Annotated in this window: 21 protein-coding genes; 16 read left to right on the forward strand and 5 right to left on the reverse strand. The window is 67.2% G+C overall.

What is annotated here, in order from left to right; all coding sequences use genetic code 11:
- Nucleotides 1–144 precede the first annotated feature (144 nt).
- From L1080_RS07065 to L1080_RS07105, 9 genes are all read left to right on the forward strand, one after another.
- Complete coding sequence (locus L1080_RS07065) at nucleotides 145–945, forward strand: electron transfer flavoprotein subunit beta/FixA family protein (protein ID WP_159926059.1); 801 nt, start codon at nucleotides 145–147, stop codon at nucleotides 943–945.
- 46 nt (nucleotides 946–991) lie between these two features.
- Nucleotides 992–1,948 carry an electron transfer flavoprotein subunit alpha/FixB family protein gene (locus tag L1080_RS07070; RefSeq protein ID WP_109331078.1) on the forward strand — a complete coding sequence of 319 codons (957 nt, stop codon included), beginning with the start codon at nucleotides 992–994 and terminating at the stop codon, nucleotides 1,946–1,948.
- Nucleotides 1,949–2,082: 134 nt separating this feature from the next.
- On the forward strand, nucleotides 2,083–2,916 hold the full coding sequence (locus L1080_RS07075) for a GNAT family N-acetyltransferase (protein ID WP_159926063.1): 834 nt from the start codon (nucleotides 2,083–2,085) through the stop codon (nucleotides 2,914–2,916).
- On the forward strand, nucleotides 2,913–3,833 hold the full coding sequence (locus L1080_RS07080) for a lysophospholipid acyltransferase family protein (RefSeq protein WP_250764603.1): 921 nt from the start codon (nucleotides 2,913–2,915) through the stop codon (nucleotides 3,831–3,833). Before L1080_RS07075 ends, L1080_RS07080 begins: the two co-directional genes overlap by 4 nt.
- A 17-nt stretch (nucleotides 3,834–3,850) precedes the next feature.
- Entirely contained in the window at nucleotides 3,851–5,071 is a 1,221-nt protein-coding gene (locus L1080_RS07085; RefSeq protein ID WP_159926067.1) for a cysteine desulfurase family protein, read from the forward strand.
- On the forward strand, nucleotides 5,071–6,165 hold the full coding sequence (gene mnmA, locus L1080_RS07090; RefSeq protein ID WP_208961313.1) for a tRNA 2-thiouridine(34) synthase MnmA: 1,095 nt from the start codon (nucleotides 5,071–5,073) through the stop codon (nucleotides 6,163–6,165). The genes L1080_RS07085 and mnmA overlap by 1 nt, the downstream gene beginning before the upstream one ends.
- Nucleotides 6,162–7,184, forward strand: coding sequence for a methionine synthase (locus L1080_RS07095; protein ID WP_250764601.1), 1,023 nt, complete (start codon nucleotides 6,162–6,164; stop codon nucleotides 7,182–7,184). Before mnmA ends, L1080_RS07095 begins: the two co-directional genes overlap by 4 nt.
- Nucleotides 7,185–7,225: 41 nt before the next feature.
- Nucleotides 7,226–9,316, forward strand: coding sequence for an NAD-dependent DNA ligase LigA (ligA, locus tag L1080_RS07100; protein ID WP_250764598.1), 2,091 nt, complete (start codon nucleotides 7,226–7,228; stop codon nucleotides 9,314–9,316).
- A 57-nt stretch (nucleotides 9,317–9,373) separates the two neighbouring features.
- Nucleotides 9,374–9,862 carry a GNAT family N-acetyltransferase gene (locus L1080_RS07105; protein ID WP_250764595.1) on the forward strand — a complete coding sequence of 163 codons (489 nt, stop codon included), beginning with the start codon at nucleotides 9,374–9,376 and terminating at the stop codon, nucleotides 9,860–9,862.
- 21 nt (nucleotides 9,863–9,883) lie between these two features.
- Here L1080_RS07105 and L1080_RS07110 read toward each other — a convergent pair whose 3' ends face one another.
- On the reverse strand, nucleotides 9,884–10,534 hold the full coding sequence (locus L1080_RS07110; protein WP_159926077.1) for an ACT domain-containing protein: 651 nt from the start codon (nucleotides 10,532–10,534) through the stop codon (nucleotides 9,884–9,886).
- Nucleotides 10,535–10,884: 350 nt separating this feature from the next.
- On the opposite strand from L1080_RS07110, the gene gatC reads away from it, so the two are divergent.
- A complete protein-coding gene (gene gatC / locus L1080_RS07115) occupies nucleotides 10,885–11,184 on the forward strand; it encodes an Asp-tRNA(Asn)/Glu-tRNA(Gln) amidotransferase subunit GatC (RefSeq protein WP_109331061.1) in 300 nt (99 codons plus the stop codon).
- On the forward strand, nucleotides 11,181–12,677 hold the full coding sequence (gene gatA / locus L1080_RS07120; RefSeq protein WP_250764593.1) for an Asp-tRNA(Asn)/Glu-tRNA(Gln) amidotransferase subunit GatA: 1,497 nt from the start codon (nucleotides 11,181–11,183) through the stop codon (nucleotides 12,675–12,677). Before gatC ends, gatA begins: the two co-directional genes overlap by 4 nt.
- Here gatA and L1080_RS07125 read toward each other — a convergent pair.
- The gene (locus tag L1080_RS07125; protein ID WP_250764590.1) at nucleotides 12,651–14,108 is read right to left on the reverse strand and encodes an alpha/beta-hydrolase family protein; all 1,458 of its coding nucleotides are present in this window, start codon (nucleotides 14,106–14,108) and stop codon (nucleotides 12,651–12,653) included. The two genes, gatA and L1080_RS07125, sit on opposite strands and share 27 nt — an antisense overlap.
- The gene (locus tag L1080_RS07130) at nucleotides 14,105–14,746 is read right to left on the reverse strand and encodes a hypothetical protein (RefSeq protein WP_159926081.1); all 642 of its coding nucleotides are present in this window, start codon (nucleotides 14,744–14,746) and stop codon (nucleotides 14,105–14,107) included. Before L1080_RS07130 ends, L1080_RS07125 begins: the two co-directional genes overlap by 4 nt.
- Nucleotides 14,747–14,911: 165 nt before the next feature.
- Between L1080_RS07130 and L1080_RS07135 the strand changes: the two genes are divergently transcribed.
- The 4 genes from L1080_RS07135 (at nucleotide 14,912) to gatB (ending at nucleotide 19,472) form a co-directional block, all read left to right on the forward strand.
- Nucleotides 14,912–16,081 carry a sensor histidine kinase gene (locus tag L1080_RS07135; RefSeq protein ID WP_159926083.1) on the forward strand — a complete coding sequence of 390 codons (1,170 nt, stop codon included), beginning with the start codon at nucleotides 14,912–14,914 and terminating at the stop codon, nucleotides 16,079–16,081.
- Between the two features lie 10 nt (nucleotides 16,082–16,091).
- Entirely contained in the window at nucleotides 16,092–16,754 is a 663-nt protein-coding gene (locus tag L1080_RS07140; protein WP_109331053.1) for a response regulator, read from the forward strand.
- 132 nt (nucleotides 16,755–16,886) lie between these two features.
- Complete coding sequence (locus L1080_RS07145) at nucleotides 16,887–17,918, forward strand: ATP-dependent 6-phosphofructokinase (protein ID WP_109331051.1); 1,032 nt, start codon at nucleotides 16,887–16,889, stop codon at nucleotides 17,916–17,918.
- Nucleotides 17,919–17,960: 42 nt separating this feature from the next.
- Nucleotides 17,961–19,472 carry an Asp-tRNA(Asn)/Glu-tRNA(Gln) amidotransferase subunit GatB gene (gene gatB, locus L1080_RS07150; RefSeq protein WP_159926085.1) on the forward strand — a complete coding sequence of 504 codons (1,512 nt, stop codon included), beginning with the start codon at nucleotides 17,961–17,963 and terminating at the stop codon, nucleotides 19,470–19,472.
- A gap of 141 nt (nucleotides 19,473–19,613) precedes the next feature.
- Here the strand turns inward: gatB and L1080_RS07155 are convergent, their stop codons facing one another.
- Nucleotides 19,614–20,768, reverse strand: coding sequence for a PQQ-dependent sugar dehydrogenase (locus tag L1080_RS07155; RefSeq protein WP_213571632.1), 1,155 nt, complete (start codon nucleotides 20,766–20,768; stop codon nucleotides 19,614–19,616).
- A gap of 98 nt (nucleotides 20,769–20,866) precedes the next feature.
- Between L1080_RS07155 and L1080_RS07160 the strand changes: the two genes are divergently transcribed.
- The gene (locus L1080_RS07160) at nucleotides 20,867–21,730 is read left to right on the forward strand and encodes a DoxX family protein (protein ID WP_250765104.1); all 864 of its coding nucleotides are present in this window, start codon (nucleotides 20,867–20,869) and stop codon (nucleotides 21,728–21,730) included.
- Nucleotides 21,731–21,805: 75 nt separating this feature from the next.
- Here the strand turns inward: L1080_RS07160 and L1080_RS07165 are convergent, their stop codons facing one another.
- Nucleotides 21,806–23,341 carry an amino acid permease gene (locus L1080_RS07165; RefSeq protein ID WP_250764573.1) on the reverse strand — a complete coding sequence of 512 codons (1,536 nt, stop codon included), beginning with the start codon at nucleotides 23,339–23,341 and terminating at the stop codon, nucleotides 21,806–21,808.
- Nucleotides 23,342–23,472 lie beyond the last annotated feature (131 nt).

Genomic DNA, 23,472 nt, shown 5'->3' on the forward strand with positions numbered 1-23,472 from the left:
TCGCGCAAGTTACCAGTGGGTAACTTAGCGTGAGGTAATCTGTCGCAGAGCATTTGTGCGAGGACATACGAAGACGGGAGCTCCGCTCATGCGGAGCAACTCGCGATAACCAGGCAAGTACACACAGGAGGTCGACGAAGACCCATGACGAACATCGTTGTTTTGATCAAGCAGGTCCCCGACACATGGTCCGAGCGCAAGCTGACCGACGGTGACTACACGCTTGACCGCGAGGCCGCCGACGCCGTGCTCGACGAGATCAACGAGCGGGCCGTCGAAGAAGCGCTTCTCATCAAGGAGGCGCAGGGCGGCGAGGTGACCGTATTGTCCGCAGGTCCGGACCGCGCCACCGACGCCATCCGCAAGGCCCTGTCCATGGGTGCCGACAAGGCTGTGCACATCAATGACCCCGCACTCCACGGTTCCGACGCGATCCAGACGGCGTGGACGCTTGCTGCCGCTCTCGGACAGATCACGTTCGAGAACGACGAGCCCGCCGACCTGATCATCGCCGGCAACGAGGCCACCGACGGCCGGATGGGCGCGGTTCCCGCGATCATCGCCGAATACCTGGGCATCCCGCAGCTCACGCAGCTGCGCAAGCTCACGGTTGCCGACGGCGTCGCGACCGGTGAGCGGGAGACCGACGAGGGTGTGTTCGGCCTCGAGGCGAACCTGCCGGCCATCGTGAGCGTCACCGAGAAGATCAACGAGCCCCGTTTCCCCTCCTTCAAGGGCATCATGGCCGCGAAGAAGAAGGAAGTCATCACCTACACCCTGGCCGACCTCGGTGTGGACCCGGAGACCGTCGGTGTCGCGAACGCGGGCACCACCGTCACCGCCTCGACGCCCAAGCCCCCGCGTACCGCTGGTGAGCGCATCGTCGACGAGGGCGACGGCGGCAGCAAGATCGCCGCATACCTCGTCGGCCAGAAGATCATCTGATCCGCGCCCTCCACAGACCAGCAGACATATACAGGGAGAGTTAGACATGGCAGAAGTACTGGTGCTCGTCGAGCACGCAGAGGGTGCACTGAAGAAGGTCAGCACCGAACTGATCACCGCCGCTCGCGCGCTCGGTGAGCCGGCCGCAGTGGTCACCGGTCCCGCCGGTACCGCGGACAAGCTCGCCGACGCGCTCGCGGCCGCCGGCGCAGCCAAGATCTATGTCGCCGAGTCCGACGACATCGAGGGTTACCTGGTGACCCCGAAGGTCGACGTCCTCGCGTCGCTCGTCGAGTCCGCTGCCCCGGCCGCGGTCATCACCGCCGCGAGCATCGAAGGCAAAGAGGTCTCCGGACGTCTCGCCGCCCGCATCGGATCCGGCCTGCTCTGCGACGTCGTCGACGTGAAGTCCGACGGCAGCGCTGTGCACTCCATCTTCGGTGGCGCGTTCACCGTCGAGGCGAAGGCCAACGGTGACGTCCCGGTCATCTCCGTGCGTCCGGGTGCCATCGAGGCGAAGCCGGAGGCAGGTGCGGGCGAAAAGGTCGAGGTCGAGGTTCCCGCACAAGACGAGGGCGTCGTCAAGATCACCTCGCGTGATCCGATCGTCGGCGGCGACCGGCCCGAGCTCACCGAGGCGACCGTCGTCGTCTCCGGTGGTCGTGGCGTCGGCAGCGCAGACAAGTTCTCCGTCGTCGAGGAACTCGCCGATTCGCTCGGCGCCGCGGTGGGCGCCTCGCGTGCCGCTGTGGACTCCGGCTACTACCCGGGCCAGTTCCAGGTCGGTCAGACCGGTAAGACGGTCTCCCCGCAGCTGTACATCGCGCTCGGCATCTCCGGTGCCATCCAGCACCGCGCCGGTATGCAGACCTCGAAGACCATCGTCGCCGTGAACAAGGACGAGGAAGCGCCGATCTTCGAGATCGCCGACTTCGGCATCGTCGGCGACCTGTTCAACGTGGCTCCGCAGCTCACCGAGGCTGTCAAGACCCACAAGGGCTAGAAATCGCCTTGTCGGCGGCCCCGTTCCCCTCGAGGGAGCGGGGCCGCTGTCGTATCTATACCGTTCACCCCGGCTGCATCGACACGACACCTCGTCGATGCCCCGCCGCCGCCCCTGCTCGGTAAACCTGCGCCATGACAACTTCGTCTGTTCTTCGCGCAGCGAGTGACACCGCCGATACCGTTGTAGTTCCACCCCGGTACTCCCTCGTCGTCTCCTCCGACCGCGAGCATCGGGTGGCGGCCCAGCGGCTGCGTTACCGCGTGTTCGCCGCGGAGCCGGGTTTTTCGGTTCCCGCCACCACCACTGGGCTCGAGGCCGACCGATTCGACGAATTCTGTGACCATCTACTCGTCCGCCACGAGGCCACCGGCGAATTCGTCGGCTGCTACCGCATGCTTCCGCCGGATGCCGCCGCGCAGGCCGGTGGCTATTACACGGCCACCGAGTTCGACATCTCGGCCCTGGACCCGCGAGGCAATCGGATCGTGGAGATGGGCAGGGCGTGCGTCGACCCCGACCACCGTTCCGGCTCGGTACTGAGCCTGATGTGGTCCGGAATCCTCCACTACCTGCAGCTGACCGGCTACGACTGGGTGATGGGCTGCGTGTCCGTGCCCATGCAGGAGCATCCCGATGTCCCGGCCGGCTCCAACGTGCGCGGCGTGCGAGATCTGCTCCTGAGCAAGCACGGCAACGACCCTGCGGCCCGGGTCGTTCCCCGCAACCCGGTCCGCGTGGCCGGCCGATCCCTCGACGAGATCGAGCCACCTGCCCGGCCTTCGCTGCCCCCGTTGCTGCGGGGGTACCTCCGTCTGGGCGCGAAGGTGTGCGGGGAGCCGGCCCATGACCCGGAATTCGGTGTCGCCGACTTCGTCGCGCTGCAGGGACTGCATCACGCGAACGAGCGTTACCTCGAACGGCTGCGTTCGGCGTCGGCGTACCTCGAAACCGGGACGCAGGCGTGAGCACCACCTCGAGCGAGACGCCGGTTCCCGTCCACGCCTGGATGCCGTCGAGTCCATGCGGCAGCAGATGCCTGCCCCCGAAGGCGCCGGGTGTCTCGGCCGTTGTCGTCGCGATCCGTTGGTTCCTCGTAGCCTCCGCCCTGATGACCGCGCCGCTGCTGACGGCCGGGTGCGTGATGCCACAGACGTGGCGGACCGGTCTTCAACGTCGGTACGCGGCAATGCTGCTGCGGTGTGTGGGCCTGCGGCTCGAGGTGGTCGATCACCGCGGCAAGCGGCGGCACGAGGGTGGCATCCTGGTGGTGGCGGGCCACGTCTCCTGGACCGACGTCCTGGTTCTCAGTGCTCTTCACCCGGCAAGCTTCGTTGCGCGGGCAGACCTTCTCGACTGGCCGATCCTGGGGTCGCTCGCGCGGCGGATGCGGATCGTCCCGATCGACCGGCACGACCTGCGGGCGCTGCCCGGCACCGTGGCCGCAACAGCGACACGACTGCGAGACGGCGAAAGGGTGGCCGCCTTCCCGGAGGGGACGACGTGGTGCGGGCGCGCGTACGGAGGTTTCCGCCCGGCGCTGTTCCAGGCGGCGATCGACGCGGAGTGCCCGGTGCAGCCGGTGTCCCTGCGATACACGATGCGCGGGGGAGAATTGACCACCGGGCCGTGCTTCGTGGGTGAGGAGACGATCGGCGGGTCGATTCGGCGAATCATTCGACACAAAGGCGTCGTCGCCGAAGTCCGGCTGGCGCCGATCGAGTACCCGGGAGAGTCGCGCCGCGATCTCGCCGCCCGCTGTGAGCGCGCCGTGCGGGGTTCCGAGCCCATCGATCTCGCAGCGCACGACATCCTCGATCCGACGCGGGAGCCCGCCCAGCGGACCGGTACCCGGATCGAGACGGAAGAGCGCCTGATCGCCTGAGTTATCCTGGTCGGGTCATGACCTCTGCCCGCAGTGCCGACAGCCCTGTCTACCTGGACCACGCAGCTACCACTCCCATGGTGCCCGCGGCCGTCCAGGCGATGACCGACGTCTTCTCGACCGTGGGCAATGCGTCCTCGCTGCACGGCTCGGGGCGTGCCGCCCGCCGCCGTATCGAGGAGGCGCGCGAATCGATCGCGGCCGACCTCGGGGCCCGTCCGTCCGAGGTGATCTTCACCTCCGGCGGAACCGAAAGTGACAACCTGGCGGTCAAAGGCATCTTCTGGGCCCGCCGCGACGCCGATCCCGCCCGGGTGCGGATCATCACGAGTTCCGTCGAGCATCATGCCGTCCTCGACGCGGTGGAGTGGCTCGAGCAGCACGAAGGCGCCCAGGTTTCGTGGCTTCCGGTCGACGAACGCGGTCGGGTGTCCCCGCACGTGCTGCGCGACGAATTGGCCCGCCATGCCGACGAAACCGCACTGGTCACAATTATGTGGGCCAACAACGAGGTCGGCACGATCATGCCGATCGCCGAACTGGCAGCGGTCGCGGCGGAGTTCGAGATTCCCATGCACAGCGACGCGGTCCAGGCCGTCACCCATCTGCCCGTCGATTTCACCGCGAGCGGTCTCTCCGCGCTCAGTATCGCCGCGCACAAGGTGGGCGGCCCGCAGGGAGTCGGTGCACTGCTGCTCGGACGGCAGGTGGCATGCGTTCCGTTACTGCACGGCGGCGGTCACGAGCGCGACCTGCGTTCGGGTACCCCGGACACGGCCGGTGTCGTGGGGATGGCAGCGGCATTGCGGCACGCCACCGCAAACCTCGACGCGCGCGCCGAGGAGTTGACCGTCCTGCGGGACCAGCTGATCACCCGAGTGCAGGAAATTCTTCCCGACGCCGTGTCGAACGGGCCGGTCGGTGCTGCACGCCTGCCCGGCAACGCCCATTTCACTTTCCCCGGCTGTGAGGGTGATTCCCTGCTGATGTTGCTCGACGCAGCGGGAATCGAGTGCTCCACCGGATCGGCGTGTACGGCGGGCGTGGCTCGCCCGAGTCACGTCCTGACGGCGATGGGTGTGGACCCAGCCACCGCGCGGGGTTCGCTGCGGTTCTCGTTGGGGCACACGTCGACGGCGGGAGACGTGGAAGCGTTGATCGCGGCACTGCCGCAAGTAGTGGAGCGAGCCCGCGCCGCGGGGCTCGCCGGTGTCGGAGCGCGTGGAGGGAATCGTTGATGCGAGTACTGGCGGCCATGAGTGGCGGAGTCGACTCCGCCGTCGCTGCGGCCCGGGCTGTGGCTGCAGGGCATGACGTGGTCGGTGTGCACCTGGCGTTGTCCGCCGAACCGGGAACCTTGCGGACCGGATCGCGGGGGTGCTGCTCCAAAGAGGACGCCGGTGATGCCAGGCGTGCGGCGGACGTTCTCGGAATCCCTTTCTACGTCTGGGATTTCGCCGATCGCTTCAAGGAAGACGTGATCGACGACTTCGTGGCGTCCTACGCCGCCGGTGAGACACCCAACCCCTGCCTGCGCTGCAACGAGAAGATCAAGTTCGCGGCGCTGGCGGACCGCGCCATCGCACTCGGGTTCGACGCAGTGGCCACGGGTCACTATGCGCAGCTTCACGACGGGGTTCTCCGGCGCGCTGTCGATGCCGACAAGGACCAGTCCTACGTTCTCGGTGTGCTCACCGCCGAGCAGTTGTCCCGGGCGATGTTCCCGGTAGGTGACACTCCGAAAGAGCAGATCCGGGCGGAGGCGGCCGAGCGCGGTCTGGCCGTGGCGAACAAGCCCGACAGCCACGACATCTGCTTCATCCCCTCCGGCGACACCAGGGCGTTCCTCGGCGCGCGGATCGGTGTGCGCCCCGGAAGTGTGGTCGACGCCGACTCGGGTGAAGTTCTCGCGGAGCATGAAGGCGTACACGGCTTTACCATCGGCCAGCGCAAGGGCCTCGGCGTCCAGGGTCCCGCAGCGGACGGACAGCCGCGGTACGTCACGGCGATCGAGCCGGAGACGGGCACCGTCCGCGTGGGTTCTGCTCGCAACCTCGAGGTGCACACGATCAGTGCCGAGCGAGCCGTCTGGACGTCGGGCCGGGTGCCGGACGCGCCGATCGAGTGCACGGTTCAGGTACGCGCGCACGGCGGCCTGGCCGAGGCCGTGGCCGAGGCAGTCGACGGCGGCATTGCCATTTCGCTGCGCGAACCCCTCACCGGTGTGGCCAAGGGTCAGGCAGTGGTCCTCTACCGAACGGATCCGGCGGGCGACATCGTCCTCGGCAGTGGAACGATCTCGGGTACCGACTCCCGTCCGACCGCGCAGTGACACAAACTGTTTCGCTGGCCGGTGCCGTCACCGGCGTCGGCTCGTGGCCCGGAACCGATGCACGCGAAGCCGCCACGATCGTTCTCGGTGAACTGGGCAGGCTTCCCCACCTGGTGGAGTTGCCCGCGCGGGGGCTCGGAGCAGACATGATCGGCCGTGCGAGCGCACTTCTCGTCGATCTGCAGCTGGACGTATCCACGACGGCGTACCGAGTGGTCTCGCGGAGAGGTTCGGTGGCCAAGCGGGCCACCGACCTGCTGAACCAGGACCTCGACGCACTCGAAGAAGCTTGGGAGACAGCCGGTCTGGTCGGCGCCGACCATGTGGTGAAAGTGCAGGCGGTCGGACCGCTCACCTTGGCCGCGGAAGTGGAGTTCGGCACGGGCCGCCGCGTCCTCACCGATCCGGGCGCGGTGCGGGACTTCGCCGAGTCGCTGGGCGAGGGTGTGGCCCGGCATGCCGCCGAGGTGACCCGACGTCTCGGTGCGCAGGTCCTGATCCAGTTCGACGAACCGCGGTTGCCTGCGGTGCTGGCTGGCACGTTGTCCGGCCGGACCCGTCTCGAGACGGTTCGCGCGCTGCCCGAGCCGGAGGGCCTCGCGGTGCTCGAGGCGGCTCTCACCGGCTCCGGTGGTGTCACGATGGTGCACTGCTGCGCCGCGGGGATACCCACCGACCTGCTGCGGCGCAGTACGGCACGAGCGGTCGGCCTGGACGTGGCGCAGCTGACAGCAGCCGATCTGGACGGCATCGGGGAACTGCTCGACGCCGGGAAGGAGCTGGCTCTCGGATTGATTCCCAGCGTGGCGCCGTCGATCCCCACCACGTGGCGTGACCTCGCCGCACCGGCCGTGACGCTGATCGACCGACTCGGCTTTCCCCGCACGACACTGCGCACCCAGGTGGCGGTCACGCCGGCATGTGGGCTCGCCGGAGCAGACGAGCAGTGGAGTCGTGAGGCCCTGCGTCTGAGCACTGAAGTGAGTAGTGCGTTCACCGACGACCCCGAATCACTGTGACTCGCGGGTTGGCTGTCGGCCCGACCGGTTAATCTTCGGACGTGACTGAATCGACCGAAGCCCCGACACCCGCCCCCGGCGACGTACGGGAGCGGTGGAACGAACTGGCCGAGGAAGTGCGGCAGCATCAGTTCCGCTACTACGTCCGCGACGCGCCCGTCATTTCCGACGGTGAGTTCGATGCGCTGCTCGGACAGTTGAACGACCTCGAGAACCAGTACCCGGACCTGCGCACCCCCGACTCGCCGACCCAACTCGTCGGCGGCGGCTTCGCGACCGATTTCACCTCCGTCGACCACCTCGAGCGCATGCTCAGTCTCGACAACGTGTTCGCCACCGACGAGTTGCGCACCTGGATCAGCCGGGTGGAACAGGAGGCGGGCGCCGATCTGCCCTACCTCTGCGAGGTGAAGATCGACGGCGTCGCACTCAACCTCGTGTACGAGAACGGCCGACTCGTGCGCGCAGCCACTCGCGGTGACGGGCGCACGGGCGAGGACGTCACACTCAACGCACGCACGATCGACGATATTCCGGAAAGACTCACCGGCACAGACGAATACCCGGTTCCCGCCTTGCTCGAGGTGCGCGGCGAGGTGTTCTTCCGGCTCGAGGATTTCGCGGCTCTGAACGCCGCGCTCGTCGACGAAGGCAAGGCGCCCTTCGCGAATCCCCGCAACTCCGCAGCCGGCTCGCTGCGGCAGAAGAATCCCGCGGTCACTGCCCGTCGCCGTCTCGGAATGATCTGTCACGGTTTCGGCCGGATCGAAGGGTTCGAGCCCGTCTCGCAGTACGACGCCTACACGGCGCTCGCCGCGTGGGGTCTGCCCGTCTCCTCACACACCTCCCGCGTCGTGGGCGCCGACGCGGTGGTGGCGAAGGTCCAGTACTGGGGCGAACACCGGCACGACGTCGAGCACGAAATCGACGGACTGGTGGTGAAGGTCGACGAGATGTCGCTGCAACGCCGGCTCGGTTCCACCTCGCGAGCCCCGCGGTGGGCAATCGCGTACAAATACCCGCCCGAGGAAGCCACCACCAAGCTCCTCGACATCCGGGTCAATGTGGGGCGGACGGGACGGGTCACACCCTTCGCCTACATGGAACCGGTCACCGTCGCCGGTTCCACCGTGTCACTCGCCACCCTGCACAACGGCTCCGAGGTCAAGCGCAAGGGTGTGCTGATCGGTGACACCGTGGTGATCCGCAAGGCTGGTGACGTCATCCCAGAGGTTCTGGGGCCCGTCGTCGATGTGCGTACTGGCGACGAGCACGAGTTCGTCATGCCGACGCACTGCCCCGAGTGCGGCACCCTCCTGGCCCCGGCCAAGGAGGGGGATGCCGACATCCGCTGCCCCAATCAGCGCTACTGTCCCGCGCAGCTCCGGGAGCGGGTCTTCCACGTCGCGGGCCGGGGCGCGTTCGACATCGAGGTGCTCGGTTACGAGGCCGCGACGGGTCTGCTCGAGGCCGGGGCGATCGAGGACGAGGGTGACCTGTTCTCGATCACGGAGGACGATCTCCTGAAGACGTCGATCTTCCGGACCAAGGCGGGGGCTCTCTCCGCCAACGGCCGGCGGCTCCTCGACAACCTCGACTCCGCGAAGGACAAACCGCTGTGGCGGGTGCTTGTGGCGTTGTCGATTCGACATGTGGGACCCACGGCTGCCCGTGCGCTTGCCGGCGAGTTCGGTTCGCTCGATCGGATCCGCCAGAGTTCTGTCGAGGAGTTGGCGGCAGTGGACGGCGTGGGCGGCACCATCGCCGCCGCGGTCGCGGAATGGTTCGGAGTCGACTGGCATCTGCAGATCGTCGAGAAGTGGGCGGCGGCCGGGGTGCGCATGGAAGATGAACGTGACGAATCGATCCCGCGCAACCTCGAAGGCTTGTCGATCGTGGTGACGGGATCGCTCGAGACGTTCTCGCGTGATCAGGCCAAGGAAGCCATCCTCGTCCGAGGCGGCAAGGCCGCAGGTTCGGTGTCGAAGAAGACGGCCTATGTGGTGGTCGGGGAATCACCGGGCTCGAAGCATGACAAGGCCGTCGAACTCGGTGTTCCTGTTCTCGACGAGGACGGATTCCGGCGACTGCTCGAAGGTGGGCCTGAGGCTGTGACCGATTCGGCGATGTGACCGGTACCTCACTCCCGTTTTTTGGGCACCGTGAGGTGTCCTGCCATAGTTCTGGACATGATCGAAATACGGGATGTGACCCCGGACGAGTACGAGGTCGTCGGCGACCTGACGGTGATCGCGTACGTCGGCGGCGGATTCGTCGAAGCACACGATCCGTACACCGAACGCCTGCGCGATACGGCCGGACGTGTGGAGAAGGCGGATGTCCGGGTTGCCGTCATCGACGGCCGGGTCGTCGGCTCCGTCACGATCGCGGATCCGGCGTCGCCCTACGCGGATGTGGCACAGCCGGGCGAACTCGAGTTCCGCATGCTCGCGGTGTCGCCGGACGCGCGCGGCTCCGGCGTCGGTTCGGCGTTGGTGCGGCACGTACTGGACACCGCCTACGACCGGGGCGACCGGGCCGTCGTGATGTCGACGCAGCCGTCGATGGAAGCTGCCCGGCGCATCTACGACCGCAACGGATTTGTTCCTGTGGCCGAACGGAATTGGCATCCGGTACCTGGCGTGGAGTTGACCGTCCTGGTCCGCGAACTGGTGTGAGGCAGGCCGCGGGTAAGGCCCTCAGCCCAGCACGGTTGCGATGATGCCGGCCAGATACCCCAGCCGCGCGACTTCCGACGGGCGGAACTCTGGACCCCCGGGCCGGCCCAGCATCAGCACGCGGCCGGTGGCGCCGAGTGGGGCCGCGGCCAGGGTGGTGTTCATATCGCGCCACACCCGCGGTACCCAGTCACCCTCACCGTCCAGCGCCATCGGCTTCTCGAGGGGCATCCACGGGATGTCCGTGGCATGGGTTTCCGGAGCTCCGGAACTTCCGACCACGCGGTAAGCGCCCCGCGGTCCCAGGTCCGCGACCACGGACCAGCCGACGCGCAGCACCCGCGGAGCGCCGTCGACCAGGACCTGCAGACGGTCGTCCGCCGCGGTGGCCACCTGATCGATCAACTCGAGTTCGCGGTGGGTGTCGAGTATTCCGGCGTAGGGACGAATGGAATCGATGGTGACGTCGGGGAGGGCCTCGGCGGCGGTGATCAGGGTGTCGGGGAGGGACCCCGGCTCGACATCGACCACGAGGTCGTCGATGGCGAATCCTGCACCCCGCTCCACCACGTCGAGCGACAGAATGTCAGCGCCCACCGAACCGAGGGCGACGGCGAGCGAGCCGAGGCTACCTGGTCGGTCGGGGAGCTGGACGCGAAGCAGATACGACACGTGCGTCCCTTTCACCACGAGATAAACGCGGGAGTGCTACCTGCGACCCCCGTCACGACCATCCTTGCACTTTCGGTTCCGAGTATGCGGTCCCCCCTCCGCCTTCGGGGACCGGCTGCGCGGGAGTTGCTGGTCGCGCTCGATTAGTTGACACCCCCGATACCGAATCGCCTCATTCGCGAAACATGTCGACTCGAAACCTGGGCCCATCACCACCACTCCGGTCGTGGTCTTGGTGGTTCCACCACCCTTCCCGACCGTCAGGAAGCGGCGCTGGCTGCACGGCTGATCCGGCCACGCTCTAGGCTGGGAAGGACATTGTGTACGTCCGACCTGAAAGGGGCCCCGCGGTGCCTGCCATCTCCCGTGACGAGGTCGCGCACCTCGCGCGGCTGTCTCGACTCGCCCTGACCGACGCCGAACTCGACGAGTTCGCGGGTCAGCTGGACTCGATTCTCAGCCACGTGAAGGTGGTCACCGAGGTTCCCGCAGAAGACGTCCAGCCGATGGCGAACCCGAACGCGGTCACCAACGTGACCCGTCCGGATGTGATCGTTCCCGGGCTCACCCCGGAGCAGGCGCTGTCCGGCGCGCCCGCTGTCGAGCAGGATCGCTTCGCCGTCCCGCAGATTCTCGGAGAGGGCGAATGAGCGCCGAACTGACCACACTCGACGCGGCAGAACTGGCGTCGAAGATTCACAGCCGTGAGGTGTCGTCCGTCGAGGTCACCCAGGCGCATCTCGACCGCATCGCGGAGGTCGACGGCGGACTCGGAGCCTTCCTGCACGTTGCGGGGGAGCAGGCCCTCGTGTCGGCGAAGGCGGTGGACAGCGCACTCGCGGCCGGTGCGGCTCCTGCATCGCCGTTGGCGGGAGTTCCGTTGGCGCTCAAAGACATCTTCACGACCACCGACATGCCCACCACGTGTGCCTCGAAGGTCCTCGAGAACTGGGTCGCCCCCTACGACGCGACTCTCACGGGCAAGCTCCGCGCCGCCGGAATCCCGATCCTCGGCAAGACCAACCTCGACGAGTTCGCCATGGGCTCCTCCACCGAGAACTCCGCGTACGGCCCCACCCGCAACCCGTGGGACCCCACGCGCGTCCCGGGTGGCTCGGGTGGCGGCAGCGCCGCGGCGCTCGCATCCCGGCAGGCCCCGCTCGCGATCGGTACCGACACCGGTGGATCGATCCGTCAGCCCGCCGCCCTCACCGCGACGGTGGGCACCAAGCCGACCTACGGCACGGTGTCCCGTTTCGGCCTGGTCGCCTGTGCGTCGTCGCTGGACCAGGGTGGGCCCTGTGGTCGCACAGTTCTCGACACCGCCCTGCTGCACGAGGTGATCGCCGGGCACGATCCGCGCGACTCCACCTCCATCGATGCGCCGGTCCGCCCGGTGGTCGCCGCGGCGCGGGAGGGCGCGGGCGGCAACCTGCGAGGTGTGAAGGTCGGCGTAGTCAAGGAACTGCACTCCGACAGCTACCAGCCCGGCGTCCTCTCCTCGTTCGACGCTGCCGTGGCACAGCTCACCGAACTGGGTGCCGAGGTCGTCGAAGTGTCGTGTCCCAACTTCGAGTACGCGCTCGCGGCGTACTACCTGATCCTCCCGAGTGAGGTGTCCTCGAATCTCGCCCGGTTCGATGCCATGCGTTACGGACTGCGCATCGACGAGGGTGACATGAGCGCGGATCAGGTGATGGCAGCTACCCGTGCCGCGGGCTTCGGCCCGGAGGTCAAGCGTCGCATCATGATCGGTACCTACGCACTCTCGGCGGGGTACTACGACGCGTACTACGGCCAGGCGCTCAAGGTCCGGACTCTCATCTCCCGCGACTTCGACAGGGCCTATGAGAAGGTCGATGTACTCGTGTCGCCCACCAGTCCGTTCACGGCCTGGAAGCTGGGGGAGAAGGTCGGCGATCCGCTCGCGATGTATCTGTCGGACCTGTGCACCCTGCCTACCAATCTCGCGGGCCACTGCGCGATGTCCGTTCCGTCCGGGCTGTCGGCGGACGACGGTCTTCCGGTCGGGTTGCAGATCATGGCGCCGGCGCTGGCCGACGAGCGGCTCTACCGGGTGGGTGCGGCGTTCGAAGCTGCTCGTGGTCCCCTCGAATCACCGAGTGAGGTCGCAGTCGGGTAGGGCGGTGCCCTGTTCCGTCCCGTAGCGATGCCCGTGCCCGGCGGGGAAATTCAGCGCCGACACCAGGTCGACGCTCGCCTGGAGAAACGTCAGGCCGGGAATCCATTGTGGGACAGGAGCATCGGCCACGGCCCGCGACAGATCGGGCCGGCGCAGGATCAGGTCGGGTGACCACCACACGACGGGATCGGACGTGTTGGCCAGAACCGTTGCGCCGTCGGTCATCACAGACCCGGCGGGCGGTCCGGCCCACAGCGCCCCGCATGCTCGGCGACCGAGGTCTGCCGCGTCGGTGAATTGCGCACTCCCGCCGACGGATCCGAGGCTCTGACCGTAGACGTAGAGAGCGGGACGGATCGAATCGGGTAGTGCCGTGATGCGATCGGCGACCGCATCGAACAATGCTGCCGCCGATTCGTCGGCCGCCGAACGGCCGAAGACGAAGGTGATCCAACTCGGTGCGTAGGAATATTGGAGCCCGACTATCGCGACGTCGTCGTCGAAGCGGTCCTCGAATCCTTCCGCCGCGTTCTCGTCGATCCAGCCGGAGCCGGTGGGGACGGTGACGACGATGGCCGAGCGGGCGAATCCGCCGGCCCTCTCGAGTTCCGAGACTGCCAGCGCCGCACGGGACTTCACGTCCGGTGCCGAGTTCATTCCGACGTACGTGCGGATACTCCCGGACTGTTCACCGGCTGCCACGAAGCGACGTCCCTGTCGCCCGAGTGACTCCCAGCTGACAACGGACTCGGGGCTCCCCGCTCGTGCGGCGGACATCGGGCGCTGCGACGAGACGTCGACCACGTCATTGGAATCGCTGTAGGAACGCGACATCATCTCCCACACGGCGGGCCCGGCAACCAGTTGCAGACCGGTCGCGAGAACGACGGCCGTCGTAGCACTGCCGATCCAGCCGAGACGGTGGGCCACCGAGGAGACGGTCGCACCGGCGGCGACCACGACCACGAACGTCGTTACGGCTCCGAGGATCACCTGCATCCAGTGGCCCGGGCCGACGCTGCTCATCCCCATCACCTGCCGGAGGGAGTCCTGCCAGTGATCGGCCGCGACCATCGCCCAGGTGGTGGTGACCATCGCGCCGAGCAAGGCGAGGAGTCGAACGGATTCCCGTGGTACCCGGGAGCCGGAGGAGCGGGTGAGCACCTGTCGCAACCGACGAGCGAGGACGAGCATCCCGAGCCCCGCCGCAGCGAAGACCCCGGTGAACAGTGCCTGCGTCAGGGCGCTTCGAGGGAGCAATGACGGTGTGAGAGAAGCGAGTACGCAGAGAGTGACGACGATCGTGGAGGACGCCCGAGGGAGTGCCGACACCGGAATCGTCGTGGCGAAGGCCCGGCGCAGCGCAGATGCCGGTACCGGGCTTCCGTAGTCCCCGGGAGGCCGGGTGCCCAGGACGGTGGTCGTGCTCATGCGACGGCTCCCTCGGGTTCCGGACGGCGGCGGAGGGACCAGACGGCGCCCGCGAGAAGCGTCACACCGAGACCGCCTGCGAGCCCGTACTTGACTCCGGACTCCGTGACGGGCGCGGAATATCCCTGGCGCCAGCTATTTCCCGTGACGGCAGTGGCCGCGATGTTCGCCATGACGTAGCAGGATGCGCGAGCTCGTTCGTCGACGCGCGTGTCACAGGCCGCGTGCATGCGTCGATCGAGCTGTGCGTCCAGGCTCTGTCGGGCCCACGGCTCGAGGTCGTTCCCAGACAGGGAGGCGTAACGGAGGAGGTCGTATCCGAGGTCGTGGGCCTTGCACGACGCAACGAATTCGACCGGCAGCGGAACCGGGGACGAGCAGTCGCCGTCCGGGTCGGCGAGCATTCCCTCGACGCGCTGGGGTGTGTACCCCATGACGGATTCGAAGTCCTCGGGGATGGACGCTTCGCCGAACTCCTCGGCGGAGGTGAGCGTGCGTACCGCGTCCGATGCGGCGGCGTTCTCCGCCCGGGGTGTGCCCGCGGTCCCGGTGCCGGAAAACCCGGTAGTGGTCAGAAGTGCCGTTGCGGCACAGGCCACTGCTGCCCACGTAGTTCTCCGTGTCCCCGTCGTTCGCATGAGGACGACGGTATGAACAAGCGTTACGCAGCCACATCACACCGGAGTCCGGTTCGATTCCTGGCTTCGGAGGACCAGTCGGCTGCAATCTCATACCTCGGTACTAGAAGTACCTCGGCCCGCGGAGTGAGGACGCGCTGCGAAGGCAGCTCCTACGCTCGACGTGTGGACAAGAAGACGCGAATCCGGAGCGTTGCTCGAGGTCAGTGGCTCAACGTGGCAATTGCCTCGGTCACAGCGATTCTCTTCGCTGTCGCGTGGCCGACACTGCAATTGACGCACCAGGTCAGCCCGCCGATTCAGCCGTTCGTTGCGGCCCTCGCAGCGTTCCCTTTCGTTCTGATCCGCGCCAACCCCGCACTCGGGTGGGCTGTCTCTGCAGTGTCCGCTCTGGTCATTCCGCGGGTCTTCGGACTGCAGGAGGGTTACGACTATCCCTGGCAGGTAGTCCATATCCTGGTGATCCTCGCACTCCTGGCGGCTGTGAGTATGCGGGCGGCCATTCCCGTGGTCGGTGTCGCGTGGATCTCGACGGTGCTCCTCTTCCTCGCCGACACTCCCGGCACCAACGGCCGCGGCTGGGCCGTCGGGCTCACGGCGATCGTCGTCTTCGGCCTGCTGATCCGCTGGCTCGTGCTCTCCCGCAGGCAACTCGCCCGGCAGGAGGAGTTGAGCGAGCTCGAACGCACGCGTCGCACGATTCTCGAGGAGAAGGCACGCATCGCCCGCGACCTGCATGACGTTGTCGCACATCACATGTCGATGGTCGTCGTGCAGGCGCAGAGCGCCCCATACCGCATCGCGAACGTGTCGGACGAGACCCGCGCGGAATTCGAGTCGATCGGCGCCGCCGGGCGCGCCGCACTGAACGAGGTACGCGGACTGCTCGGCGTCTTGCGGAGCGACGGCCAGCTCGCGGAGCACGCCCCGCAGCCGGGGGTGGACCAGATCGGCGAGTTGCTCGAGGGCAGTCGGCGGGCCGGGATTCCGGTCACCTGGACTGTGTCCGGTGATCAGACACTCGTGTCCGAGTCGGTCGGCTTGGTGATGTATCGCATCCTGCAGGAGTCACTGGCCAATACTGCGCGGCACGCATCGGGTGCGGCGGTCGAGGTGAAAATCACGTACCAATCTCCGATCGTGTCGCTTGCCGTGGTCAACGGTCCGGCGAAACGGAGTCTCGCGTCCGCGCTGACCAGGCACGAGTCCACCGGAGGCAATGGAATCATCGGCATGCGCGAGCGTGCGCAGGCCGTCGGGGGAGTGCTCACCACCCGGATGCACGACAACGGTGGATTCGAGGTGCACGCCGAGTTTGCGGCCGCGTCAGCCTAGGCTGACGGGCGTGGCCATCACCGTGTTCATCGCAGACGATCAAGCCATGGTCCGTCAGGGCTTCGGCGCCCTCCTCTCCTCACAGCCCGACATCAGCGTGATCGGCGACGCACCGGACGGGGCTGTGGCGGTGACCGAGGTCAAACGTCTGCGTCCCGACGTGGTGCTCATGGATGTCCGGATGCCGGAGATGAACGGCCTCGATGCGGCGCGCCTGATCCTGTCGGCCGGATTCGACCCCCCGGTTCGTGTGCTGATGCTCACCACCTTCGACGTCGACGACTATGTCTACGAAGCACTCAGCATCGGAGCCAGCGGTTTCATGCTCAAAGATGCGCCCGCCGAAGAACTGGTTCGTGCGGTCCGCGTCGTCGCCGACGGGGAGGCACTTCTGGCGCCGACCGTCACCAGGCGTCTCATCGCCGACGTGACCAGCCGACGCAGCACTACGCGTCGTAAACCCGCTGCGCTGTCGGCGCTCACCCCGCGCGAGCGGGAGGTTCTCGAACTCATCGCCCGCGGGATGTCCAACACCGAGATAGCCGACCGCCTGTTCGTCGCCGAGCAGACCGTCAAGACGCACGTCGGAAAGGTGCTGTCCAAGCTCGATCTCCGCGACCGCGCACAGGCCGTGGTACTCGCCTACGAGAGTGGCCTCGTCACACCGGGCTGAAAAAGAACCCGGCGGTCCGAGGTGCTCTCACGGCGCCGGAGCGGCAAGATGGATAAAGAGAACCACCATCACCACACGAGGTGCCGTCCCTCTAGGGCACGGCGCCGCAACGGGAGAACGAGGGGTGCTTGGATGCGGATCGGGATCCTGACCGGCGGCGGCGACTGCCCCGGACTCAACGCGGTGATCAGGGCGGTGGTGCGCACTGCCGACGGTCGGTACCGCAGCTCGGTGGTCGGATTCCGGGACGGGTGGCGCGGCCTGCTCGAGGATCGCAAGGTTCCGTTGTCCAACGACGACCGGATCGACCGCATCCTCACCCGCGGTGGCACCATCCTCGGAACGGCCCGGGTGAACCCGGACAAGTTGAAAGCCGGACTGGACCAGATCCGGCAGACACTCGACGACAACGGGATCGACGCCCTCATTCCGATCGGAGGTGAGGGAACGCTCACTGCCGCAGGATGGTTGGCAGAAAGCGGTGTCCCGGTCATCGGGGTTCCGAAGACCATCGACAACGACATCGACTGCACCGACGTGACGTTCGGCTTCGACACCGCGCTGTCCATCGCGACGGATGCGATCGACCGGTTGCACACCACGGCAGAGTCGCACCAACGGGTCATGCTCGTGGAGGTGATGGGCAGACACGCCGGCTGGATCGCGCTGCACTCGGGTCTGGCGACGGGCGCGCACCTCACGCTCGTTCCCGAAGTGCCGTTCGACGTCGCTGAGGTGTGCGACATGGTGAAGAAGCGGTTCCAGCGGGGCGACTCCCACTTCATCTGTGTCGTCGCCGAGGGTGCGGCACCCACCCCCGAGTCGATGACGCTGCGCGAAGGCGGCATCGACGAGTTCGGGCACAAACGATTCACCGGTGTCGCGCAGCAGCTCGGCGCCGAGATCGAGCGCCGCATCGGCAAGGAAGTACGGACAACGGTTCTCGGGCACGTGCAGCGGGGCGGCACTCCCACCCCGTACGACCGGGTACTCGCTACCCGCTTCGGGGTGCACGCCACGGACGCGGTCCACCGCGGAGACTTCGGGCAGATGGTCGCCCTGCACGGCACGTCGATCGAATTGGTGGCGCTCACCGACGCCACCCGTCACCTCAAGACCGTGCCGCGCGAGCGGTACGACGAGGCAGCCGCCTTTTTCGGCTGACCGCGTTTTTCGGCACACGAGCAGGCGCATAAACTCTTCTGCATGACTGCTGTCGACGCGCCTGCCCTCCTCGACTACGACGATGTGCTCGCCAAGTACGAGCCTGTTCTCGGCATGGAGGTACACGTAGAGCTCGGCACCAACACCAAGATGTTCTGCCCGTGCCCCACCGAGTTCGGTGCGGAGCCGAACACGCAGGTGTGCCCGGTGTGCCTGGGCCTGCCGGGGTCGTTGCCGGTGGTCAACGAGGCGGCCGTGGAGTCCGCGATCCGGATCGGTCTGGCGCTGAACTGCTCGATCACGCCGTGGGGCCGTTTCGCGCGGAAGAACTACTTCTACCCGGACCAGCCCAAGAACTATCAGATCTCGCAATACGACGAGCCGATCGCCACCGACGGTTACCTCGACGTCGTCCTCGACGACGGCACCACCTGGCGCGTCGAGATCGAGCGTGCACACATGGAAGAGGACACCGGGAAGTCGCTGCACGTCGGCGGCGCGACCGGCCGTATCCACGGAGCAAGCCACTCGCTGCTCGACTACAACAGGGCGGGCGTGCCGCTGGTCGAGATCGTGACCAAGACCATCAGCGGTGCCGGTGCGCGCGCGCCCGAGGTGGCCCGCGCCTACGTCACCGCCCTCCGTGATCTGCTGAAGTCGCTGAAGGTGTCGGACGTGCGCATGGACCAGGGCTCGATGCGCTGCGACTCCAACGTGTCGCTGATGCCGATCGGTGCTACCGAACTGGGAACCCGGACCGAGACGAAGAACGTCAACTCCCTCAAGAGCGTCGAGGTGGCGGTCCGGTACGAGATGCGCCGTCAGGCCGCCGTGCTGGAGTCGGGGGGTGCGGTGATCCAGGAAACACGCCACTTCCAGGAGGCGGACGGCACCACCTCGCCGGGCAGGCGCAAGGAGACCGCCGAGGACTACCGCTATTTCCCGGAACCCGACCTCGAGCCCGTAGCGCCCAGCGCCGAATGGATCGAGGAACTCCGCGGCACACTGCCGGAGTTGCCGTGGGTCCGTCGGGCCCGGATCCAGGCCGACTGGGGTGTTTCCGACGAGGTGATGCGCGACCTCGTGAACGCAGGTGCCCTCGACCTGGTGATCGCCACGGCCGAGGCCGGAGCCTCCCCGGAAGCCGCACGGTCGTGGTGGGTGTCGTACCTCGCCCAGCAGGCCAACACCCGCGGCGTGGAGTTGACGGCCCTGCCGATCACCCCGGCGCAGGTGGCCGAGGTGGTCGCGCTCATCGACAACGGCACACTGAACAACAAGGTGGCACGCCAGGTGGTCGACCGCGTCCTCGACGGCGAGGGCGACCCCAAGCAGGTTGTTGCGAACCATCCGGAATTCGTGGTCGAGCGGGACGACACCAAGCTGAAGGCGGCCGTCGACGAGGCCTTGGCAGCAAACCCTGATATCGCCGACAAGATTCGCGGCGGAAAGCTGGCCGCTGCAGGCAAGATCGTCGGCGACGTCATGAAGGCGACGCGGGGTCAGGCAGATCCCGCACGCGTCAAGGAACTCGTCATCGAGGCGTGCAGCTAGTCTCTCGCTGTCGCGCTGGCCACGGCGGTCGAGTCAGCCACGCCCGCCGGTGCACGAACGGGACGTTCGTTCGGTTCAACCGAACGGACGTCCCGTTCGTACATGGGTGCAGGGGGTGCACGCGGGGCGGAGCGGAGCCGATCAGTCGAACCCGCCGCCGCCCGAGGGCAATGGCATCTTGATCACGCGGTCGTCGTTGGGGCCGGGCTGACCGGCTGTCTTGTTCACCGTGCTGACCCAGATCAGCCCGTCCGGTCCGAGGGCGGCCCCACCGAGCTGGCCGTACCGGTCCTGGACGATGACGCCCGGGGCAGTGGTGACCGCTCCGGTGCTCGGGTCGGCGGCGAGCGCGGACATTGCTTTGGCCGTGCTCAACGACACCGCGACGACATCCTGCGCGGCCACGCAGCCGCCCACTCCGGGGCGCTCCGGCCACGTCCACACCGGGGAGGACACGGCACCGTCGGCGCTTACGCGCTGCAGGCGATCCTCGAGGGGTGTGCGGTCGGTGACCCAGACCGCCACACCGGGGTCGACGCACACCCCACCGGCGGTCCCGATGCCGGACAGGACGACCTGCGGGCGGGGCTGTGCGGGGGTCGGGGCGGGTGACAGTGCGGTGACTTTCAACAGCTTGCCGGCGAGTGAGGCGGGATCGGACGCGGCGGCCGGGTTGCCGGCGTTTCCGGTGAGCACCATGAGTTCGTCGCCGGAGAATTCGAGTGAACCGGCATTGCCGACATTTCCCCGCGGAATCCCGCCGAGCACTTCCTTGGCCGTATCGCCCGGTGCGACGCGCACCACCCGGTTGTCGGTGGGAGTCGAGATGTAGGCGTAGATCAAGTTGTCCTCGACGAAGCTCGGTGACAGGGCGATATCGAGGAGTCCACCGTCGGAACTGGCGTCGACGTCGATGTGCGCAATCTCTCTGGGCTGGCGGCCCTGTGCGACCTCGAGGATGCGTCCGGTGCGTCGTTCTGCGACCAGCGCGGTGGCTGCGTCGGGAAGGACGACGAGCCCGCCCGTGGTGTCGAGACAGGTGGCGATGACACTGGGGTCCGGATCCTGGCACGGTCCGAGCGGCCCGCTGGGCGGTGGGGGTGTGGTGGTGGACGGAGGCGGACTCTCGGGCTCTACCTCGGCACCCGACGCCTCGGAAGGTTCGGGGCTGAACGGTGAGGACGCCGAATCGTCGAACTTCGCACAGCCTGCCGCGAGCAACGCGGTGACGCACAGCACAGACACCATCCATGTCGATCTGCCGGTCGCCCTGCGGCTCAGCCCACCCACCATCATGAGTGAAACGTTACGGAAGGGTGCGGCGTCACCGCCACGCCGCACCTGCTTCCCGGCGATGTTCCCCGCGCCGACCTACCCTGGACGGTGTGACTGACATGCGGAAAGATCCCAGCGAGTCGCCGGACCCCGGTGCCCCGAACCACGGCGCCTCACCGGACTACGGCAAGGTCTCCAGCCCGTACGACTCTCCGACGGAGCGTTTTCCGACGGCCACGCCGGCGCCGGGTTCCGGGGGACGCACGCTTCCGCACACCGACGACGAACTGGATTTCGGTGACGCGCGGGGCGCGGGTCTGCCGACCGAGCAGATCCCGGCCTACCGGGACTCGGGGTCTTTCGGATCGGATCAGCCGACGGAGGTTCTCGGCGGCACTTCCGCCGCAGCGGCCGCATCGCCCGGTACGACCGCGGTCGGGACGGCGGATGACGGTGACGTGAAAATCGGTCGCGGAACCCTGGACCTCGGGTTGCTCGCTCTGCGCCTGGCAGTGGGCGGTACGGCTCTGGTGCACGGACTGCAGAAGTTGACGGGGATATGGAACGGCCCGGGTCTCGACGGGTTCGAGGAGATGCTGGCGAACTCCGGATTCCAGCAGGCGAAGCTCCTTGCAATCCTGGGTGCTGTCGGTGAGGTCGCCGGTGGGGCGCTGCTGATCCTCGGACTGGTGACGCCACTGGCCGCTGCTTCGGTTCTCGCGGTCATGATCAACGCGTGGGCGTTCCGCCAGACGGCGGAACCGGGCCTCGAGTACTTCGCGCCTGCGGGAACCGAGTACGAGACCCTGCTCGGTGTGTGCGCCGGGGTCATCATTCTCACCGGTCCCGGTCGTATCTCTCTCGACGGGCGGCGGGGTTGGGCGACCCGTCCGTTCATCGGTTCGTTCGTCGCGCTGATTCTGGGTGTCGCTGCCGGCGTCTGCACCTGGATCTTCCTCAACGGGGCCAACCCGCTCATCTGACTTCGCAGACGACTCCGCCGCACCTCCTCAGGGAGGTGCGGCGGAGTCGTGTCTCTCAGGTCAGTTCTGTGCGAATCAGTTCTGGGCGAACTCGGGGAGCTTCTCCTCTTCCGGCGGCTCCGCCTCGGCGGCGAGACGCCGGCCCAGGACGGACTTGCGCCGGCCGTAGGCGAAGTAGATCAGCACACCGAGTGCCATCCACCCGACGAACCGGATCCACGTCTCCACCGAGAGATTAAGCATCAACCATCCGCAGGCGGCGACGGCGAGGATCGGAACCAGCGGAACGAGCGGGACGCGGAAACCGCGCGGCAGGTCGGGCCGCGTGCGGCGAAGAATGATCACACCGATGCAGACCAGCACGAATGCGAACAGCGTGCCGATGTTCACCATCTCTTCCAGCGTGCCCATGGGGAAGAACGCGGCGAGGAAAGCCACGACCGCCCCGACGATCAGGGTGATCCGAACTGGCGTCCCCTTGGTGCCCGTCTTGGCGAGCCCGCGCGGCATCAGTCCGTCCCGAGACATCGCGAAGAGCACTCGGGTCTGTCCGAGCATCATGACCATGACCACGGTGGTCAGGCCGGCGAGGCCGCCGAAGTTGATGGCCGTCTGCGCCCAGGTGATGCCGTGTGCCTCGAAAGCGGTGGCGAGAGTGGCGCTGCTGTCACCGACCAGCGGACTCCCGGTCTTCAGATCGGTGTACTTGACCATGCCGGTGAGGACGAGGGTGACGGCGACGTAGAGGACGGTGACGATGGCGAGGGAGCCCAGGATGCCGCGGGGCAGACCCTTCTGCGGGTTCTTGGTTTCCTCGGCGGTGGTGGCGACGACATCGAATCCGATGAAGGCGAAGAACACGAGGCTGGCCGCGGCGAGCAGGCCGTACCAGCCGTAACTGCTGCCGTCGGCGCCGGTGAGGAAGGAGAACAGGGTCTGGTGCACGCCCTGCGCAGTACTCGACGCACCCTCGGCGGGCGGAATGTAGGGCGCGTAGTTCTCCTTCTTGATGTAGAAGACGCCCACTGCGATGACGAGAAGAACGACGGCGATCTTGATGGCCGTGATGATCGCAGAGACGCGGGAGGAGACCTTGGTGCCGATGGCGAGCACGGCGGTGATGGCGCCGACGATGATCAGCGCACCCCAGTCGAAGTCGATCGGCCCGAGATGTGCTGTGGTGGCGCCGCTGAAGCCGAGCGCGTTGCCCAGATACAGGGACCAGCCTTTGCCCACCACGGCCGACGCGAGTGCGAATTCGAGGATGAGGTCCCAGCCGATGATCCAGGCGACGAATTCGCCGAAGGTGGCGTACGAGAAGGTGTATGCGCTTCCGGCCACCGGAACGGTGGACGCGAACTCGGCGTAACACAGCGCGGCGAGCCCGCACGCGATGGCGGCGAGTACGAACGCGAGCGAGATGGACGGCCCGGCGACGTTGCCTGCGGTGCGGGCCGTGAGCGTGAAGATGCCGGCACCGATCACGACAGCCACGCCGAAGACGGTGAGATCCTTGGCGGTCAATTCCCTCCGCAGCCGAGTGTCAGGCTCGTCGGTGTCCGCGATCGATTGCTCGACGGATTTCGTTCGCCATATGCCGACTCCTGGCATGTGTCGCTCCTAGGTTGTGTTCCCGGTGGCCTCGTGGGCCGGAGGATGGTGGCTGTGCGCCGATGTGATGTAGGTCTCATCGGCCAACTGAGGGAACCACTACTGAGCGCCATGTGCAAGGAGCGGGCCGG

Origin of the sequence: Rhodococcus sp. MSC1_016 (assembly GCF_023667485.2) — a bacterium.
GTDB classification, from domain to species: Bacteria; Actinomycetota; Actinomycetes; order Mycobacteriales; family Mycobacteriaceae; genus Rhodococcus_F; species Rhodococcus_F oxybenzonivorans.

Bases quoted from the DNA above. Each gene is read 5' to 3' on its own strand.
- L1080_RS07125 (WP_250764590.1), bottom strand. From the start codon at position 14,108: ATGAGCACGACCACCGTCCTGGGCACCCGGCCTCCCGGGGACTACGGA.
- L1080_RS07065 (WP_159926059.1), top strand. From the start codon at position 145: ATGACGAACATCGTTGTTTTGATCAAGCAGGTCCCCGACACATGGTCC.
- L1080_RS07085 (WP_159926067.1), top strand. From the start codon at position 3,851: ATGACCTCTGCCCGCAGTGCCGACAGCCCTGTCTACCTGGACCACGCA.
- L1080_RS07130 (WP_159926081.1), bottom strand. From the start codon at position 14,746: ATGCGAACGACGGGGACACGGAGAACTACGTGGGCAGCAGTGGCCTGT.
- L1080_RS07105 (WP_250764595.1), top strand. From the start codon at position 9,374: ATGATCGAAATACGGGATGTGACCCCGGACGAGTACGAGGTCGTCGGC.
- L1080_RS07165 (WP_250764573.1), bottom strand. From the start codon at position 23,341: ATGCCAGGAGTCGGCATATGGCGAACGAAATCCGTCGAGCAATCGATC.
- mnmA (WP_208961313.1), top strand. From the start codon at position 5,071: ATGCGAGTACTGGCGGCCATGAGTGGCGGAGTCGACTCCGCCGTCGCT.
- L1080_RS07075 (WP_159926063.1), top strand. From the start codon at position 2,083: ATGACAACTTCGTCTGTTCTTCGCGCAGCGAGTGACACCGCCGATACC.
- L1080_RS07160 (WP_250765104.1), top strand. From the start codon at position 20,867: ATGCGGAAAGATCCCAGCGAGTCGCCGGACCCCGGTGCCCCGAACCAC.
- gatA (WP_250764593.1), top strand. From the start codon at position 11,181: ATGAGCGCCGAACTGACCACACTCGACGCGGCAGAACTGGCGTCGAAG.
- L1080_RS07070 (WP_109331078.1), top strand. From the start codon at position 992: ATGGCAGAAGTACTGGTGCTCGTCGAGCACGCAGAGGGTGCACTGAAG.
- L1080_RS07155 (WP_213571632.1), bottom strand. From the start codon at position 20,768: ATGATGGTGGGTGGGCTGAGCCGCAGGGCGACCGGCAGATCGACATGG.
- gatB (WP_159926085.1), top strand. From the start codon at position 17,961: ATGACTGCTGTCGACGCGCCTGCCCTCCTCGACTACGACGATGTGCTC.
- L1080_RS07145 (WP_109331051.1), top strand. From the start codon at position 16,887: ATGCGGATCGGGATCCTGACCGGCGGCGGCGACTGCCCCGGACTCAAC.